At 42.1% G+C, this 17210-nt stretch carries 16 protein-coding genes and 1 riboswitch; of the genes, 5 read left to right on the top strand and 11 right to left on the bottom strand.

Annotated features, from left to right (window positions below; translation table 11 throughout):
* Positions 1-58: 58 nt before the first annotated feature.
* The 3 genes from megL to B7E06_RS02645 all read right to left on the bottom strand — a co-directional run bounded on the left by megL (position 59) and on the right by B7E06_RS02645 (position 3587).
* Complete coding sequence (gene megL / locus B7E06_RS02660; RefSeq protein ID WP_082232538.1) at positions 59-1237, bottom strand: methionine gamma-lyase; 1179 nt, start codon at positions 1235-1237, stop codon at positions 59-61.
* A gap of 717 nt (positions 1238-1954) precedes the next feature.
* Complete coding sequence (locus tag B7E06_RS02650) at positions 1955-3160, bottom strand: MFS transporter (RefSeq protein ID WP_245807656.1); 1206 nt, start codon at positions 3158-3160, stop codon at positions 1955-1957.
* Between the two features lies 1 nt (position 3161).
* The gene (locus tag B7E06_RS02645; protein WP_082232536.1) at positions 3162-3587 is read right to left on the bottom strand and encodes a MarR family winged helix-turn-helix transcriptional regulator; all 426 of its coding nucleotides are present in this window, start codon (positions 3585-3587) and stop codon (positions 3162-3164) included.
* A 171-nt stretch (positions 3588-3758) separates the two neighbouring features.
* Here B7E06_RS02645 and B7E06_RS02640 point away from each other — a divergent pair, with 171 nt between their 5' ends.
* Both B7E06_RS02640 and rarD read left to right on the top strand, forming a co-directional pair.
* The gene (locus tag B7E06_RS02640; protein ID WP_082232535.1) at positions 3759-5351 is read left to right on the top strand and encodes an FAD-dependent oxidoreductase; all 1593 of its coding nucleotides are present in this window, start codon (positions 3759-3761) and stop codon (positions 5349-5351) included.
* A gap of 134 nt (positions 5352-5485) precedes the next feature.
* On the top strand, positions 5486-6394 hold the full coding sequence (gene rarD, locus B7E06_RS02635) for an EamA family transporter RarD (protein ID WP_342743615.1): 909 nt from the start codon (positions 5486-5488) through the stop codon (positions 6392-6394).
* Positions 6395-6424: 30 nt separating this feature from the next.
* Here rarD and B7E06_RS02630 read toward each other — a convergent pair whose 3' ends face one another.
* Positions 6425-7390: an NAD(P)/FAD-dependent oxidoreductase gene (locus B7E06_RS02630; RefSeq protein ID WP_082232534.1), complete on the bottom strand. Its 966-nt coding sequence runs from the start codon at positions 7388-7390 to the stop codon at positions 6425-6427.
* 120 nt (positions 7391-7510) lie between these two features.
* Between B7E06_RS02630 and B7E06_RS02625 the strand changes: the two genes are divergently transcribed.
* On the top strand, positions 7511-8359 hold the full coding sequence (locus B7E06_RS02625) for a TetR/AcrR family transcriptional regulator (RefSeq protein ID WP_082232533.1): 849 nt from the start codon (positions 7511-7513) through the stop codon (positions 8357-8359).
* 63 nt (positions 8360-8422) lie between these two features.
* On the opposite strand, the gene B7E06_RS02620 is transcribed toward B7E06_RS02625, so the two are convergent.
* The 3 genes from B7E06_RS02620 to B7E06_RS02610 all read right to left on the bottom strand — a co-directional run bounded on the left by B7E06_RS02620 (position 8423) and on the right by B7E06_RS02610 (position 10395).
* A complete protein-coding gene (locus tag B7E06_RS02620; protein WP_082232532.1) occupies positions 8423-8866 on the bottom strand; it encodes a hypothetical protein in 444 nt (147 codons plus the stop codon).
* Positions 8863-10086 (bottom strand): FAD-dependent oxidoreductase, encoded by a 1224-nt coding sequence (locus tag B7E06_RS02615; RefSeq protein WP_082232531.1) that lies wholly within the window; start codon positions 10084-10086, stop codon positions 8863-8865. Before B7E06_RS02615 ends, B7E06_RS02620 begins: the two co-directional genes overlap by 4 nt.
* Positions 10087-10197: 111 nt before the next feature.
* A complete protein-coding gene (locus B7E06_RS02610; protein ID WP_082232530.1) occupies positions 10198-10395 on the bottom strand; it encodes a DUF2188 domain-containing protein in 198 nt (65 codons plus the stop codon).
* Positions 10396-10551: 156 nt separating this feature from the next.
* Positions 10552-10662, top strand: a riboswitch (SAM riboswitch).
* Between the two features lie 88 nt (positions 10663-10750).
* Between B7E06_RS02610 and metX the strand changes: the two genes are divergently transcribed.
* Entirely contained in the window at positions 10751-11806 is a 1056-nt protein-coding gene (gene metX / locus B7E06_RS02605) for a homoserine O-acetyltransferase MetX (protein WP_082232529.1), read from the top strand.
* Between the two features lie 7 nt (positions 11807-11813).
* Complete coding sequence (locus B7E06_RS02600; RefSeq protein WP_082232528.1) at positions 11814-12794, top strand: homoserine dehydrogenase; 981 nt, start codon at positions 11814-11816, stop codon at positions 12792-12794.
* 445 nt (positions 12795-13239) lie between these two features.
* Here the strand turns inward: B7E06_RS02600 and B7E06_RS02595 are convergent, their stop codons facing one another.
* From B7E06_RS02595 to B7E06_RS02580, 4 genes are all read right to left on the bottom strand, one after another.
* Positions 13240-13980, bottom strand: a complete 741-nt coding sequence (locus B7E06_RS02595; protein WP_082232527.1) for a hypothetical protein — start codon at positions 13978-13980, stop codon at positions 13240-13242.
* A gap of 97 nt (positions 13981-14077) precedes the next feature.
* On the bottom strand, positions 14078-14923 hold the full coding sequence (kynA, locus tag B7E06_RS02590) for a tryptophan 2,3-dioxygenase (RefSeq protein WP_082232526.1): 846 nt from the start codon (positions 14921-14923) through the stop codon (positions 14078-14080).
* A gap of 6 nt (positions 14924-14929) precedes the next feature.
* Entirely contained in the window at positions 14930-15577 is a 648-nt protein-coding gene (locus B7E06_RS02585) for a DUF4166 domain-containing protein (protein WP_082232525.1), read from the bottom strand.
* Positions 15578-15632: 55 nt separating this feature from the next.
* Positions 15633-17159: an RQC-minor-2 family DNA-binding protein gene (locus tag B7E06_RS02580; protein WP_082232524.1), complete on the bottom strand. Its 1527-nt coding sequence runs from the start codon at positions 17157-17159 to the stop codon at positions 15633-15635.
* Positions 17160-17210 lie beyond the last annotated feature (51 nt).

Here is a 17210-nt window from a genome sequence, read left to right as displayed (position 1 = left end):
CCTGTAAACCTAATTATATGTAAGGCCGGATAGAACATCCAGCCATATGGGTCTATGACTAGGCATCCAATATATGGAGAGCCTGCAGCAGATCTTCCCATATATCTTCCCAGTTCTCTAAACCTATAGAAAGTCTGATCAATGACTCATCAATCCCCATCTTATCCCTTTCTAACTTAGGGATCAGGGAATGGGTCATTGTGGCCGGGTGCTGAATTAGTGTTTCAGCGTCTCCCAGACTAACAGCTATCCGGATCAATTTCAACTGATTAATGAAGCCCATAACAGCTCTTATATCGCCTTTAATGGAAAAAGAAATAACTCCTCCGCCGCTTTTCATTTGTTTCTGGATGATCTTGCGTTCAGGATGGTTTTCATCTCCAGGGTAATAGACAGCATTTACGGCAGGATGTTCTTTTAATTTTTTCATTATTTTCTCGGCATTTTCGCTATGTCTCTCCATCCGGACAGGCAATGTCTTCATCCCTCGAAGAAGCAGCCAGGCATCAAAAGGGGCCATGATGCCACCTATATCTTTCTGAACGGTAGCCGCAAGGTTCTTCATAAACTCTTCTTTTCCAACTGCGAGGCCGCCGACCACATCTCCATGCCCGCATAAATATTTGGTTGCACTGTGGACGACGATATCACATCCAAGCATAAGAGGCTGCTGTAAATACGGAGACGAAAAGGTATTATCTACCACCACAGGAATTCCCTGCTCTTTAGCCACTTTAACCACCATTTCAAGATCAATGATACGCATTGTTGGATTTATCGGCGTTTCTATAAACAGGCAGGAAGTATTCGGCTGAATCATCAGTCGTAATTGTTCTGCTGTCCTCATCTCGCAAAAAGAAGAAGTAATTTGATATTTTTCTTCCATCAGCTGCAAAAGACCATACGTACATCCGTAAATTCCATTTGTACAGAGAATATGATCCCCCGTTTTTGTAAGTGCCGTTAATACTGCAGAGATAGCAGCCATACCAGAGGCGAAAGCAAGACCTTTTTCGCCACCTTCCACTGCAGCAATCCTGTCTTCTAATGCCTGGACAGTTGGATTACCTAGGCGAGAATAAATATAGCCATCTGTTTCGCCAGCAAACCTGCGGGCGCCTTCTTCCCCCTCAGGGAATGAGAAAGTGGATGTTTGAAAGATAGGGACGGACAGACTCCCATGATAGCTGGAAGCCTGACGGCCGTGAATATATTTTGAATCTGATCGATAGTTCATCAGGATACCTCCTTCCCTATCATCCTATGCGAAGGCCTGCTAGGAAAGGAGTGCAAAAAGTAAAAAATGAGGACATCTTTTTCTAATCTGGAAAACTTCGATTTAATGCAGCAAGAAAAAAGGGCTGGACTCGCTCACTTTCCAATGGATCCGGTGAGCTCGCGGATCTTACCTTTGGCTCCTTTCTCCTTGCAGCAATTCGTCAGTTCCCCTACTCTGACTTTAAGAGTAGGATAAGACTGTGCCGTTTATCATGTTTAGCGAAAAGCAGCTGGGAAATAACTCGCTTTCCGCGGGGAGCCGGTGAGCTAGCTCGTTCCTCTCGCGGATCTCACCATGGCTCTATCTCCCTGCAGGAGTCTCGCCATTCCCCAGCCTCTTTACCGTTGATGGTATAAACAGAACACTATGTTTGGAGAAAAATCCTCTACCTTTAGCCTCTTACGTTAATGTTCCTTTACTCTAAAGAATGATAAAGGGCCAGGGGAAACGACGTTTGGGAGGATAGAACAAGGTGAAATTCCAGAGGGCTAAAAGCTCGAGGAAGCTCACCGTTCGCCCATGGAAAGCGAGCTGTTTCCCCCTGGCCCGTTTTTTATATCAAGGTAAACGAAACTGTCTTCTCCTTTCAGTTAGAATCAAAAAAGCCTCCAGCGGAATAGTACATCAGAGTGAGGTCTCTGTGGCTATACCGTCAGGAGGCTGGCTTTTCTTTCTTTAAGAAGATAAATGTAAGCTTTTCTGCTGATTAGCTTTAACCCTTCTGCCATGAAGAGCAAAATATAGAAAGACAGCAGCAAATACAATGAATGAACTGTAAAAGTAAAGAGAAGAGAAGCCGATTCCGGCAGCTGCCAAACCAACGATATAGGACCCCATTCCTACCCCGGTATCAAATATAGTAAAGAAGGTAGCTGTAGCCGATCCTGCACGCTCCGGTACTTTTTTTAGAGCGATTGTCTGCATACACGGTACCATTGTCCCCCACCCTAAACCGATTAAGCCGCCGGCTGCCAGTAATGTTACTGGTGAAGAAGCCATACTTAATAAGACTAAGCCAAGACCAAAGATGATAATGGATGGAATGACGATGACATTTTCTCCGTATTGGTCAAACCATTTCCCGGTAAAAGGTCTTGATAATAAGAGGACAATCGCATAAACCATAAAAAAGTAGCTTGCTGATTCTTCCAAACCGAGTCCTTCTGCATAGACAGACACAAATGAAAGGACAGCTGCGTAAGCAAGGGCAACGATCGCTCCTGTGATGGCAATCGGGATGACTTCCTTTTCAAACAATCCACTTACCTTTGGCACCATGCTTTCTCTATCAAACGATCCCTTTTCTTTCACTTCAGAATTCCTTAGTAATCCTCCGGTGATTAAAGCAATGCCCGAAGCCACTAGACAGCTTATAAACATTACAGAATAGCTGAAGTTTTGGATAAGGGTTAATCCTAAAAAGGGACCTACAACCATAGCGAAGTTCATGGACATCGCAAAATACCCCATGCCTTCCCCTTTTCTTTGATCTGGTACTACATCAGCTGCCAGGGCTCCTAAAACAGTCGTGGCCATTCCAAAACCAACGCCGTGTAAAAACCGAATCGCTAGCAGAAGCGGCAGTGACTCTGTCACCATATACAGTCCGGAACTGATGAAAAATATAATAATCGATGTGTATAATACCGGTATTCGTCCAATTGTTTCCACCCAATGGCCTGACAGAGGACGAATTAAAATCGCTGCCAGCAAAAATACCGTAATTACAAGTCCTGCGGCTCCTTCTCCTCCGCCAATACCTTTCATAATATAAATGGGCATCGTCACAAACAAAAGATAAAATACAAGAAAAATAAAGAAATTACTAATCCAGACATTCATAAAACTCCAAGTCCATAATCTCGCTCGTTTCGTAGTCAATCTATTTTTTTCCTCCTTGTGTGCGAATGATTGTGGTAAGCGACATAACTAAATGATCCAGTTCCTGCTTGCTGCTCTCTCCAAACTTTTCTATCAGACCATCCTCTGCTGATTGGATCGCTTGCTGCCACCTTGGAAAATTCGCTTTTCCTTCAGAAGTAAGAAACAGTTCATTCCTTCTTTTATCTGAACTGCTGGTTTTTCTGATGTATTTCAATTCTTCGAGCCGTTTGATCGTTCTCGACAAAGGCGGAGCTTCAATGTTCAGCCTTTCCTTTAACTCTGTCTGGGTAAGCGGCTCCTGCTCATGCAGCTGATAAATAACCGCCCAGTGCGACATATAAATAGGTTCATCTTTAAGTGCTCGATTTAAGTATTGATTCACATCCCTGGACAGCTGCTGAATGTGGTGAAAAACAAGTGACAATGAATAACCTCCAATCAATCATTACCTAGGTAACTAAATAACAAAAAAATAAATCCGTACATCGGCATCTTTTACACAATACCAGAAGTTTCCTTATTCGTCCAATCTTTTTACATGTTTTCCCTTGATTAGGACAAACTGAATAGAAAGTTGGAAATAGGAGGATCTTCAATGAATGACAAACTAGACTGGTCTCACCCTGAATCGCTATGGAGAAAGAATGCCAATCTTCCTTCATTTGAACCCCTGAAGAATTCTGAAGACACGGAGGTTGCTGTAGTAGGTGGAGGAATTACCGGGATTACCACAGCCTATTTACTCGCTAAAGAAGGTAAACAGGTTGTTTTGCTAGAAGCTGATCACTTACTAAACGGAACAAGTGGACATACGACAGCGAAAGTAACAGCACAGCATGATGTAATTTATGATGAACTGATTCAGCACTTCGGTGAAGACAATGCGGCTCTTTATTACAGAGCACAGGAAGATGCTATTTCTTCTATCGAAAAAACGATCCAGGAGCTTAATATTTCCTGTCAGTGGAAGCGTGAGGATGCTTATTTATATGCAACTACCTCTGAAGGGGCACTTAAGCTTGAGAAGGAAAATAAAGCTTATGAACTTTTGGGAGTAAAGGGCGGACTGGTTGATAAAGTTCCTTTTCCCGAACAGACAACCGCAGTACTGGCGATGAAGCACCAGGCCCAGTTCCACCCTGTCCAATACTTAACAGCTCTTCTCGAAGAATTTCAGAATCTCGGCGGTAAGGTTTACGAGAAAACAAAAGCCGTTAAAGTTTATGAAAAAGACCGTATCGAAATTGTAACTGGACAGGATGTCACACTTACTTGCGATTCACTTATTATCTGCTCTCACTTTCCATTCCATGACGGGAGAGGGTTCTACTTCAGCCGCATGTATGCTGACCGTTCTTATGCCATAGCTGTTGAACCTGAAACCGAATGGAAAGGCGGCATGTATTTATCAGTCGACACCCCATCCCGCTCTGTCCGATCTGCTGAATATGACGGCAGACAAGTACTGATTATTGGAGGAGAAAACCATCGAACAGGTGAAGGCGGAGAGCATTTATCCCACTATGAGAAGCTTGAGGATTTTGCTCAAAGGATGTTCGGTATAAAGAGTAAGCCTTTTAAATGGTCCGCACAGGATTTAATGACGCTTGATAAGGTGCCTTATATCGGTCCTATCCAAAAAGGAAATACACGGATTTATGTAGCGACCGGGTTTAGAAAATGGGGGATGACAAACAGCAGAGTTGCCGGGGAATTGATTACCGATTACATCATGGGACGGGAATCCCTTTACCATTCTCTGTTCACACCATCACGTTTTAAAGCTGATCCGAGCATGAAAGCATTCTTGAAAAATAATATGAATGTAGCTGGACACCTTATTGAAGGTAAAATTGAGCTTGTCGGCACCCGTCCACAAGCGCTTCTTAAAGGAGAAGGGGCTGTCGTTCAATGGAAAGGTGAACGTGCTGGCGCTTATAAAGACGAAAATGGCGAACTTCATGTGTTAGACACGACCTGTACACACATGGGATGTGAAGTCGAATGGAACAGTGCCGAACACAGCTGGGACTGTCCATGCCACGGCTCTCGTTTCTCTTACGATGGTCACGTTATGGAGGGGCCGGCGAAACATCCATTGAAAAAAATCGCCTACAGCGATACTGATGAACTTCGCCACCTTCCAATTGAGGATTACTACGAACAGGGTTCCACAGACCAGCCGTAAAATAATTATAAAAAAGGATCTCAAGCCTGCTTTGTTCAGCATCTTGAGATCCTTTTTTACTGCCTGTAAGCAATTTCCTTTTCTTATATCCTTTAGTTGGCTAAAATAGCCTTATTGATATGAGGAAAGGATATATGCATATGATTGAAGACAACAAGCTGGGAGTCATCTATACGACAGGTGCTTATATTCTCTGGGGATTTTTGCCGATTTACTGGAAGATAATTCAGCATATTTCTCCATTTGAGATATTAGCTCACCGCATTGTCTGGTCTGCTGTGTTTATGGCTGTTGTTATACTATTGCTCAGAAAACATAAGCAACTGGCAGCGGAAATCAAACAGCTTTTTCAAAATAAACGAAATCTGATCGGTATTACACTGGCCTCGATCATGATCAGTGCGAATTGGTTCACTTATATTTGGGGAGTAAATAATAACCATGTGATTGAAACAAGTCTCGGATATTACATTAATCCGCTCGTCAGTATTCTTTTAGGCATGATCGTTTTAAAAGAAACTTTTTCCCGCGTGCAGTGGGTCGCCTTTTTCCTGGCTGGAAGCGGCGTATTGTATATGACACTTCACTTCGGCTCTGTGCCGTGGATTGCGTTAATGCTTGCTTTTAGCTTCGGACTGTATGGACTGCTCAAGAAGCTCGTTCCGCTTAACGCAATGTTTGGTCTTATGATTGAAACCTTGATTGTCTCTCCTGTGGCTCTTCTTTATTTGGCTAATGTCGAAGGCTCGTGGGGGAATATGGAATGGTTCTCCTGGACGACTGTATTTGTCTTAGGTTCAGGGATTGCCACCGCTATCCCTTTATTGCTGTTTGCCGCAGGCGCAAAGCGAATCCCCCTTTCAATGGTCGGATTTTTACAATATTTCGCACCGACTATTATGCTGATTCTAGGGGTCTTTTTGTATAATGAACCTTTTACAGACGTTCATGCCGTGTCCTTTACGCTCATTTGGTCCGGCCTTGCTGTTTATACGTACTCACGGATAAAGCGGATGCGTAAATATGAAAAGATTGCGAGTTAGACCCACAGTTTCGTACCGTGGGTCTTTTTCCTATTCTTCCCTTTCGTGTGCAAGAGCCGTTTCTATGGCATTTCCCGCATCATAACCGGATAAAAAAGCACTTTCTAAACGTGTACGTCCTGCTGAATCATCTGGCCGCAGGAAGGCATCTCCAGCGGCATAAAGATTTTCCTCCAGCTTCATAAAAGAAGCATTAAAGGTTTTTGAGGCTTGAGCATATGGCCAATATTCAAGCACCTCCTCATGAAGGGAATCCAGTGGCAGATAGTTCTTTATTTTACTTTTTATTTCTGTAAGGATTTCTCCTGCTTCTCTGCTGTTATGATTTTCCGACCAGTCCGCTGTCATATAAACGCTGATTAGACATGTTTGAGAGATTCCTTTTTTAAAATGGTCTACAATTCTCTCAACTCCTTCAGGCAGATCTTTATCCAAGTGACCTGAATCTGGAATAGTTCCCGAAGAATCCAGATGAAAAATCCCTACATATGTAGGTTTAAATACTAGGTTAGAAAAAGATTCAGCTTCTATCCCGGAATTTCTAAGAAGGTTGACCATCAGCGGCGCAGGCATCGTAAGGAGGACGCGGGCAGACTTAAAAGCTTTTCCATCAGCAGTCTGAATCTGAAAGCCTCCCCCCTCTTTAACTAGCTTCATAACTTTAGTCTGATATTTAACTTCACAGTTATCCGCTAAATGCTCAGCCAGTCTCTCCATCCCATTCACACTTGTATAACGGGGATAGTCCTCCCCAAACCAACGCTTGATCCAGCCTTTATTCAGCCACTCATCCACACTTCTTTGGAAAGTTTCCGTTCGCACAGTAAAAAACTGGGCACCATAGTCCGCTTTTCCACCCTTGATCTTTTTTGTGGCTGCACGTCCGCCAGCCCGGCTTTGCTGTTCGAACAGGATGATCTTTCTCCCTGCTTTCTGCAGCTGGACAGCAGCTGTTAAACCTGCAAATCCTGCTCCAATAATTGCCACATCATACATCTGCAACTCTCCTCTTCTTTTATTCAAAATTCAGGATTGCTATAAGTTTCATATATCATCCTGATTCTAAACCTGCTATGGTAATAATAATTATGCTGAAATTCATAAGGAGTTTACGATATGGAAGATAAGAAAGTACTCATCATCGAAACATCGATCAAGCTGTTTGCCAGTAAAGGATTTACGGCGACCTCTGTGCAGGAAATCGCAAGTGAATGTAATATTTCCAAAGGAGCTTTTTACCTCTACTTCAAATCAAAGGACGCTCTGCTTCTTGAAATCTTTTATCATTATTCAAAAGAGATTCAGTTAAAAACCGAAGAAATCCAGTCTTTGAAACTGGACCCGAGAACGAAGCTTATTAAACAGCTCTCTGTTACTTTTAATGAGATTATAAAGCACCGTGATTTTATCATTATGCAGATTCGTGAGCAGGCCATTCCTTTTAATAAAGATATCGAAACATTTATGCAGAAAATGAGATTTGACACTTACTTTTTTTACAAAAACGGACTGTTGGCCATTTATGGAAGAGAGATTGAACATATCATATGGGAGATAACTGTCCTGCTCCAGGGAATATTTAAAGCTTATGTAGATCTAATCATCGTTGAAGGAGTAAGATTTGATATTGATCAGCTTTGCCAATCAATAGTAAAACGAATGGACTTTCTTGTGAAAGGATTTTCTCAAAGCGGCGTCCAGCCCATTATAACCAATGAACTGATGAATGGAGTCATCCCGCAAGGTTTTCATAATAACCAGATAGACTCCATAATTCACACCTTGGAAACTATTGAAAAAGAAAATTCTACTGAGAACATAAGAGTAACCTCTTCTGTTCTACTGGAAGAAATAAAAAGCGACAAGCCTAGGACGGCTGTCATTAAAGGAATGCTTTCTAACCTGGAAAACGAAGAGGACTTCAAAGGAATCGCTGGGCAAATTCGAACGTCCTTTCTAATCTAAACGAAAAGGATCTTAGACTGTCGAAAAACGATCGACAGTCTTTTTTTATATATTTTTTGCGCCTTACGATTCGATCTCGTCTAACACAGGGTAAACGGACTCTACTCCTTTTTCAGCTACCATACAGGCTACGCCTAGAGGAGTCGTCCAAAAGGATTCAGGAATATACGGATTTTTTAAACCTGCCGGCTGAAAAAGAGCCCGGTATATCCGCTTAAGGTGGTCCTGGGTAACGGTACGGTCAGTTTCTCTTTCACCTCTTGCCATTAAAAAAACGTAGCGCATCGATTGAAACAAATTGTCACCCGGCATAAAGGTGTATTCTTTAAAGAGCTTTAACTGCTTCTGTGTTTCTTCTTTCAAACCTGATTTAACCGCTAAATCCTCCAAATGTTCGTATAAATGGCGGTAAACCTGCTGAAATATACGGCGTTTTTCTTCCTGCATCACTTTATCTGTATAAATCTCCTGCAGCTTTAAATAAGCGGATTCTTTCGTCCAGTTCATCCATTCTCCTCCTTTAATCTAAAATTTTCTGCATCTTGTACTACCGAGCCATACAATTCAGGAACATCTGCAGAGCATTCCTTTAAAAGGCCAGGTAAGGATGGAATAATTTTATTCCATACAGTCGGATTTGCAGCCATCGCCTGAAACAAGGTTTCTTCCTCGACTGTCCATGACCTGCGGGACTGAATATAATCAAGGGTTAATCGATAGCCTGGAGAAAGATTTTTATCTCTCTCTTCCTGAAAGGATTGAACGGCATCCTCCCACGGTGTACCTTGCTCAAAAGCTTTAATGGCTTCTGCCAGAAGGAACACCTGCATAAAAGCATCATTCATGCCTAGACCAGTACTTGGGTCTTTACTGTGGCCGGCATCGCCGATGAGTGCCCATCCCTTCCCTCCTGCATGGCGAAAGAAATTTGCTACACCGGGTGTCCCAATAATATCTCCCTGTAAAACAGCATCTTTCATTCTCACGCTCATCCCGTAATAAGACCGATAGATTTCTTCAAACTTCTCTGGATGCCTGGCCATCTGCTTAAACTCTTCCGGCCAGACTTCCAGTCCTAAGCAGTCAATCCCCGGCTCCATCGGAAATAAAAAGCCGATTCTCCCTTCGTTTAAGAAAATTTCCGTAGTGGGTTCCATCAGCGGTTTTATATTATGATAATACCCATAAAACACCGGACGTATGGCAGAGTGATGCCCATATTTTTCAGCACCTGCCAAATCTGCAATCTTAGAGTTCCTTCCATCTGCTCCTACTACGAGATCTGCCGTTATATTTTCTATATTTCCTTTTTTATCAGCTGTTACAACACCTGTCACCCGGTCCCCGGTTTTAAGCAGATCAACGACTTGCCGGCCTTCTAATAATTGAACATTAGGAAAAGAAAGGGCTTTTCTAAGTAAAACGTGATCTAAGTGGGAGCGTCTTGGAATAAGTGTATAGGAAGCACGAGGTCCTTCTATAAAGCTGTCACCGATATATGTACGCATTCGGTTGATTTTACGAAGACCTGATGCTTCTACTTCCTTGAGAACACCGAGCCTGTCCACATAATCTAAATGAGATAAATGGTGAGTGGATAATGTGTCACTTGGAAAACTGGCTTTATCAATCAGAGTGACTTTTTCCCCCATTTCTCCAAGGATTATGGCAAGACTGGCCCCGGCCACACGCGCTCCTGTAATAACAATGTCTGTCTGTTGTTTCATCGTCCTGCACACCTTTACAATTGATAGGCTTAGCGTAACGCTTTTCCCCTATTTAATCCACTCAAAGAGCTAATTAAAAAAGCTCCCTAACTAAATAGGAAGCTTTTCTCATTAATATTTAATTTCATCTTCAATTTCGTGGTTTTTATCTAGAATAAGCACACGGCTTGGTTTGTTCTGTTCTGCCATTTCTTTTGCTTTCTCAACGGCTGTATCGCGCTCAGGATACTCATCTGTCGGCGCTACATCTTCAATTTTCACAAACCATCCTGTTACATCTTTATTCGGTGCTACACTATATTCTTTCATGCTAAAATCTCTCCTTCAACTTATTTTCGTCTTACTCGGTATCTTCCCAGTGTGGTTTTTCTTCAAACATGAAGTAAAGCTTAAAAATAGTTTGACAATAAATAATTCTCATTCTATAATTCGTAACATACCTTATATGGACGACTAATTTAATAACTCTTATCTAGAGTGGCAGAGGGACTAGGCCCTGTGACGCCCGGCAACCTTCAAGCAGAGACTTGAAAAGGTGCTAATTCCTACAGATCCATGAGATCTGAAAGATAAGAGGAGGAAGCCTAAATAATCAAACCCTCTTCTTATTTTCAAGAAGAGGGTTTTTTATATGCAATAAAAGTTTTACAAGGAGGTAGCCTGCGTGTCGATTAAAAATATATCGAACCAAAAAACAAATCAAGCCGTGACACTTCATAATTTCACCTTCGAATCAGGAGACACTCTCTCAGAAGTTGAGCTTGCTTATGAACGATCAGGACCCAAGGACGCGCCCGTTCTTCTCATTTGTCATGCCTTAACCGGAAATCAGTACGCTGTTGGTACAGAAGACAGCCCTGGTTGGTGGAAAGGAATGATCGGTGAAGGTTGTCCGATTAATACAAATAAATTTCAAGTCATCACTTTTAATGTCCTCGGAGGCTGCCACGGATCAACTGGACCCGCAAGCATTAATCCTGAAACTAATGATTATTATCGACAGCAGTTTCCTCCTGTAACTATTAAAGATATGGTCCACTCCCAGTATGCCGCTCTTTTGCAGCTCGGAATCGATCACGTCCATGCCGTTATTGGAGGGTCATTAGGCGGTATGCAGACACTTGAATGGGGATTGTTGTATCCAGACTTCATGAACCAGCTCTTCTGCATGGCAGCCACCCCTTATTTAAGCGACTACGGAATTGCGTTTAACCATATCGGAGCCCGGGCCATCCAGGATGACCCCTCTTTTAAAGAAGGATACTATGACCGGACAGACCGCCTGAATGGATTTGAAATTGCAAGAATGGCCGGTATGGTGACTTACCGCAGCGGTACGCTCTTTCAGAAGCGGTTTGCAAGAAGTCAGACAGAGTCTCTTTATAACATTCAGTCCTACTTAGACTATCAGGGAGAAAAAATCAAACAAAGATTTGATGCTAACAGCTACCTCTATTTGCTTGAAGCCATGAATCACCACGATATCAGTCATGGCCGTGGCAGTCTGGAGGAAGCAGCAGGAAAATTTAAAGCAGAGCTGTACACCGTCAGCTTTGAGCATGACCTTTTATATCCAAAAGATCTTATCGAAACCTTCAGTCGTTATGTGCCAGGCGGTACCCATCACCATGTGAACACTGATTTTGGCCACGATGGATTTCTTGTGGAATTCGATGAGTGGGGTTCATGGGTCGAAGAAAAATTAAACAAGGAGCAGTGAAAGCAGAATGACGATTAGAGCAGCTATCCTCGGTTTCGGTACCGTAGGTGAAGGCATCCACGATATATTATTAGAAAAACATCAGGAACTAGAGAAGCTAACCGGCGATCACATAGAAATTTGCGGAGTACTCGTCCAGGATCTGAAGAAGAAGCGGCCGATAAAAGAAGACACCTTTTTGACAAATCAGTTTGAGGACATTCTTTCCGTTCAGCCTGATATCATTTTTGAAGCAACTGTCGGAGAAGAACCAAGTTTCACTTATTTGTCTAAAGCCATTGCTCAAGGAATCCATGTAGTCACGGCTAATAAAGTGATGTTTGCCGCTTATGGTCCTTCCCTGTTAGCTCAGGCCCACTCTTATGTTGGGATCGGTTATGAAGCTACCACGGCTGCCGGAACACCGGTCATTGGACTTCTTTCAAAATTAATGCAGGCCAGTCAAATTACAAAGGTAGAAGCTATTTTAAATGGAACTAGCAACTACATCCTGACAGCTATGCAGTCGGAAGGAAAGCCTTTTTCAACTGCCCTTAAGGAAGCCCAGGAGAAAGGCTACGCGGAAGCTGACCCTACAAATGATATCGAAGGTCACGATGCGTTTTATAAGCTGATGATCCTAAGCCAGCTTCTTTATAACAAACAGCCGGACTGGAATACCGTTCCACGTGAAGGGATTGCAGGCCTTCAAAAGGAAAATATTGAAGAAGCAAAGAGAAAAGGCGAAAAGATCCGCCATGTTGCCACTCTCACCTATAATAGAGGGGAAATTCAAGCAAGTGTCCGCCCTGTCTCCTTCCCTTCTTCACACGGACTTTATTCCATTGAAGGAGTGGATAATGCCATTACGGTTGAAAGTGATATCGCGGGTTCAATTACTCTTCGGGGGCCTGGTGCGGGCAAAAGTTCTACTGCAAGTGCAATGATTGAAGATGCGGTACAAATCCTGCAAAATCAGGCGGCAAAAAGACCACAGTTAAGCCATTAAAGCGGGCGAACGGTGAGCTTCCTCAGGCTAAAGCCTTCTGGGATCTCACCCTGTTCTATCCTCCCATAGGAGTCTCGCCGTTTCCCCTGGCCCTTTATGTTTTTTGGGACTAACGGAACACTGAGTAAGAGAAGACCATTTCTTTTAGAGGATTACTGAAACTACAGCGTTCCGTTTACACCATCTCGGTAAAGAGACTGGGAAATGGCGAGACTCCTGCAGGGAGATAGAGCCAGGGTGAGATCCGCGAGTGCAGCGAGATAGCTCACCGGCTCCCCGTGGAAAGGGAGTCATTTCCCAGCCTCATTATTTTCTCAAAGTAATCGGAACAGTCTTTTCACTTCTGAGCAATGAGAAGAAAAAGGGAAATGGTGAAAAAAGTCCCGAGACGCTTTTTTTCAAACGTCAATAGCACAAAAAAAGCAGCTCCGAATGAGCTGCTTTTTTACTGATCTGCAAGCCAGGAAGTTCTGGCCTGTGCATATTGGGAACGCAATAAATTTTCAATATCTGATTTATTAATTTGTATACTTTCTTTATCAATCGCATATTCTTTCTGCTGAGCTTCTGAAAAATAAATTTCAACCTTATCCCCTTTTAACGCAACATTCGAAAGAAGAGGAGATTCTTTCTCCACAGACAGTTTCCCTGCATTTTTCAAACTAGAAGGAAGCGGACTTTCTGTTTCTTCTTCAATAAAGCCGGTCAGTTCTTTCGTGTAAATGGCCCTGTCTACAGAAAAAATACTGTTTAAATCAAGACGTTTCCCTTTATTTTTATCAAAATTTAATATTGTCATTGTTTTTTCAGGCTGAGATCCTACTTTAATGACCTCAGTCATTTTCACAACAAATAAACGTTCATCCTCATGGAGAATGTCGTAGTCTACTTTCAAGCTGTGGCGCTTATCCTTAGCCGCTTCGTAGCTTTTCTTTTTAAAAACATCTTTCGCCAGATTAACATAATCGATCACTGATTGGTCAATCTGGTCGTTAGGCGTCTGGGGATAATCAATGGATATCTCGTATGCTTCCATCTCTTCTTGTTCATGTTCAGTTATAATTTGGTATGGAGCAGCACCGGAAGCTGTACTAGTCTTATTATTGTCAGTATCAGCCATTGTTATTGAACAAGCCGCTAATAGTATTACACCGAGGAGTGATAAATATATATTAATAGGATTCATAAACTTCCCTCTTCAATTTGTTATTAATTCCAACAAATAGTGTAACATAAATGTAATGATTAATTAACGGTTTTGTTATAAACAAATGGTTTGTTTACTAAATTTTCGTACGAACGTCCCATAGTTCTGGGAAAAATCGGTGGTCAAGAACTTTTTTAAGGTACCCTACCCCTGAGGATCCGCCTGTCCCCATTTTGTGTCCTATAATTCTTTCAACTGTTTTCATATGACGGAACCGCCACTGCTGAAGCCAATCCTCTATGTCCACAAGCTTTTCTGCAAGCTGATATAAATCCCAGTAAAGCTCCGTATTTTTATATACTTCAGCCCAGGCCGCTTCTACGGATTCATCTGCTTCATAAATTTTAGTAAAGTCACGATTAATCAGCTGTGGGTTAATATCAAACCCTGCGGTTTTAAGCCTCTCGATTGCCGCATCATAGATGCTTGGTGCCTCATACGCCTGCTTTAACTTTTCATGCAGATCGGGATCTTTTTCATATATTTTTAAAACATGAGGGGTTTTGTACCCTAAAGCAAACTCAACCATACGGTATTGGTAAGACTGAAACCCTGAAGCTTGGCCAAGTTTATCCCTGAATTGAATATATTCAGCAGGTGTAAGGGTGGAAAGGACATCCCATGCATGAATAATTTGTGTTTGGATTTTTGAAACCCTTGAAAGCATTTTGAAGGCTTCCTGCAGCTCCCCCTCCCTAATGAGGTCTACAGCTGCCCATAATTCATGCAGGACAAGCTTCATCCATAATTCGCTTACTTGATGGATGATGATGAAAAGCATCTCATCATGATGATCGGAAAGTCTTTTTTGCGCATCTAACAGCTTGTCAAGCTGTAAATATTCCCCGTAAGTCATACGATCTTTAAAATCAACATGTACATTCTCATTGCCTGTCTTTTCTTTATGTGTCATTTCTCTCATCCCTCTTTAAGATAGTAATCCCCGTTGCGGAATATGTGTTGCTGTAATCGGCAGAACTTCTGTGTAAATTAACCCTTCATACATCAGCAGTGTCCCAAATAGAGGGTGATCGACATGTACATGTACATGATGAGCCTGCTCGTCTTCGTTATAGTGTTCATATAAGGAAGTTGTGATATTTTGAAATTTTAAAGAAGAACCTTTTATATGAATATCTTTTGAATGGATAAGGAGGCCGCCTTCTTTTGAAACATCAACATCAAGTTTTGTATATAGTCTGCCGGATTTACCAAGTTCATTTACAATTGCTTGTTCGTTCTTATCATAATACATGGCCGCATCAAATCCGCGTATGGTGTACGGAAAGAAAAAGCGTCGGACGTAACTAATTGTTTCGTTCCCGTGTTCATCTTGATAAGCATAGTTTTCCATTGTAAAAGGCACTTCTCTTCCACGTTCAGCAAAAATTAAATGATCGTGTGCGCCTATATTCAAAAACGGGCGCAATGGCCAGGTTGTTCCTCTGATTTCAGACATCCTCCCCTGTCCCAGAAGCATCAGATTCTGATCGCTGGTCACACCAAATTTCCTTTGAAGCTCTGGATGAAGCTGACTGAACTTTTCTCCGAGAGCTTTTTCGAAAATTGATCTCATGGCAGATTCCCCCTCGTATATTTACTTTATGTAAATAAGGGCTGTCACATAGCCCTTACATAACCTCCTCAGCAAATTCACTGATGGAATATCCTTTTTGCTGCTTCATCAGCCATCCTTGCTTTTCTAACTGCCGTAAAAGCCGTTGAATGTGCTTTTCCGGCCAATCTGACAGAAGGCCGAACCAGCGTGTTTCATGCAGGTGCAGACGTCGAATCTTATTTGTTGACTTGCCGGCTAATACTTGCACGAGAGTGTGAGCTGGATAATCTGTTCCATAGTAATGGATAAGATCAAGCATCTGTTGAGCTGCAGCATACTTCAATTGAAGCCCTTTAATTGAAATAATTATATCGTCTTCCTGATAAGCAGCTTCATTTAACTTCTCGTGAAGCTCCTGCAGCATATGACTGACAGCTGGTCCTAGATCTTCCGGCAGCTGGTTTTCCCACTTTTCTGCTTGTTTTACCATAGCTACATCTGCGAGTTCGACTTGAGCCAGCCAAATCAGGCTGGATGGAAAGGATTCAACCGGCAACGTTGAATTGCTTAGCTTTTCATACATTTCCAGAAGAGGATAAGCAGTTATAACAGTTTTATCAACTTGCAGACGTTCAATCTGTTTAGCGAGGTGCAGAGCTTCTGTCAGCTGGCTGCTGACTTGTTCAAGGCGGTTATTTAGAAATGACAGCTGCCGAAGCTGTTGTAATAAATCAGCATTTTGATCAGCTATATCGTTGAACTGTTTGTGAATCGTTTTTATGCGACGCAGTGCAAGCTTGTCATCAAACTCATTTTCCAAACGGACTTCATTCGACTCTGGAAAATAATAAAATTGAACACCACACGAATCACACGTGTAATTTATCTTTTTTTCTTTTGCATTAAATGTCAGAGTTTTTTTATGATCACACGTTCCCTTTTCTTCATTTAGCCATTGGTTCGGCAGTGAAAGGAACGGCCTTAAAGCAATACCGGCCCGGTATCTCCAGAATGAGATGTCCTCAGGGTATTTTAGAAGAGAAATCAGTGCCGACTGTTTCATTTGTTCCACAGCTGTTACAGTTTCTTTCTGTTCTTTAGCTAATTTAACGATGGGATGGTGGTGATAGGATGAAATAATTTTCGAAAGCCAGTAATTTCTGTCTTTTTTACTGATTTCAGCTAAAAATAAATAATCATCAATAACTTCCCTGACATGCTGATCCAGCTGATCGGCTGACAGGACAGTGATATTTTGCTCATAAACATATTTAGAATCCATGGGAAGACCGTGCTCTTCAGGCAGGCTGTTCCATAGAAATAATTCAGGTTTAATTAAGTGAGGGTATATCATATCGTCTTTTAGAAATGAAACAGGAAGGATCGATTTTCCCTTAATATTCAAAAAGTCCTGTAATGATTTAACATTCAGTCCTTTCTTTTCTACATATTCAGCAACAGCCTCATTTAAACGCGATAAGATGCTTCTTTCGAATTTATGGCCAATTGAGCGAATATGCTTGTTCTTTTTCCCAATGGGAGTAAGAACAATATACGGGTAACGTTCGTCTTCATGTGTCAAGGTACTAGGCAGTCCCATAATGATTTCCCCTTTGTAATGGAAAGATATATTTCTATTATAGAAAAAGTA

Origin of the sequence: Halobacillus massiliensis, assembly GCF_900166625.1 — a bacterium.
GTDB classification, from domain to species: domain Bacteria; phylum Bacillota; class Bacilli; order Bacillales; family Halobacillaceae; genus Halobacillus_A; species Halobacillus_A massiliensis.
The sequence above is the reverse complement of the archived record's forward strand: the minus strand, read 5'-3'. Positions and strand labels throughout refer to the sequence as shown.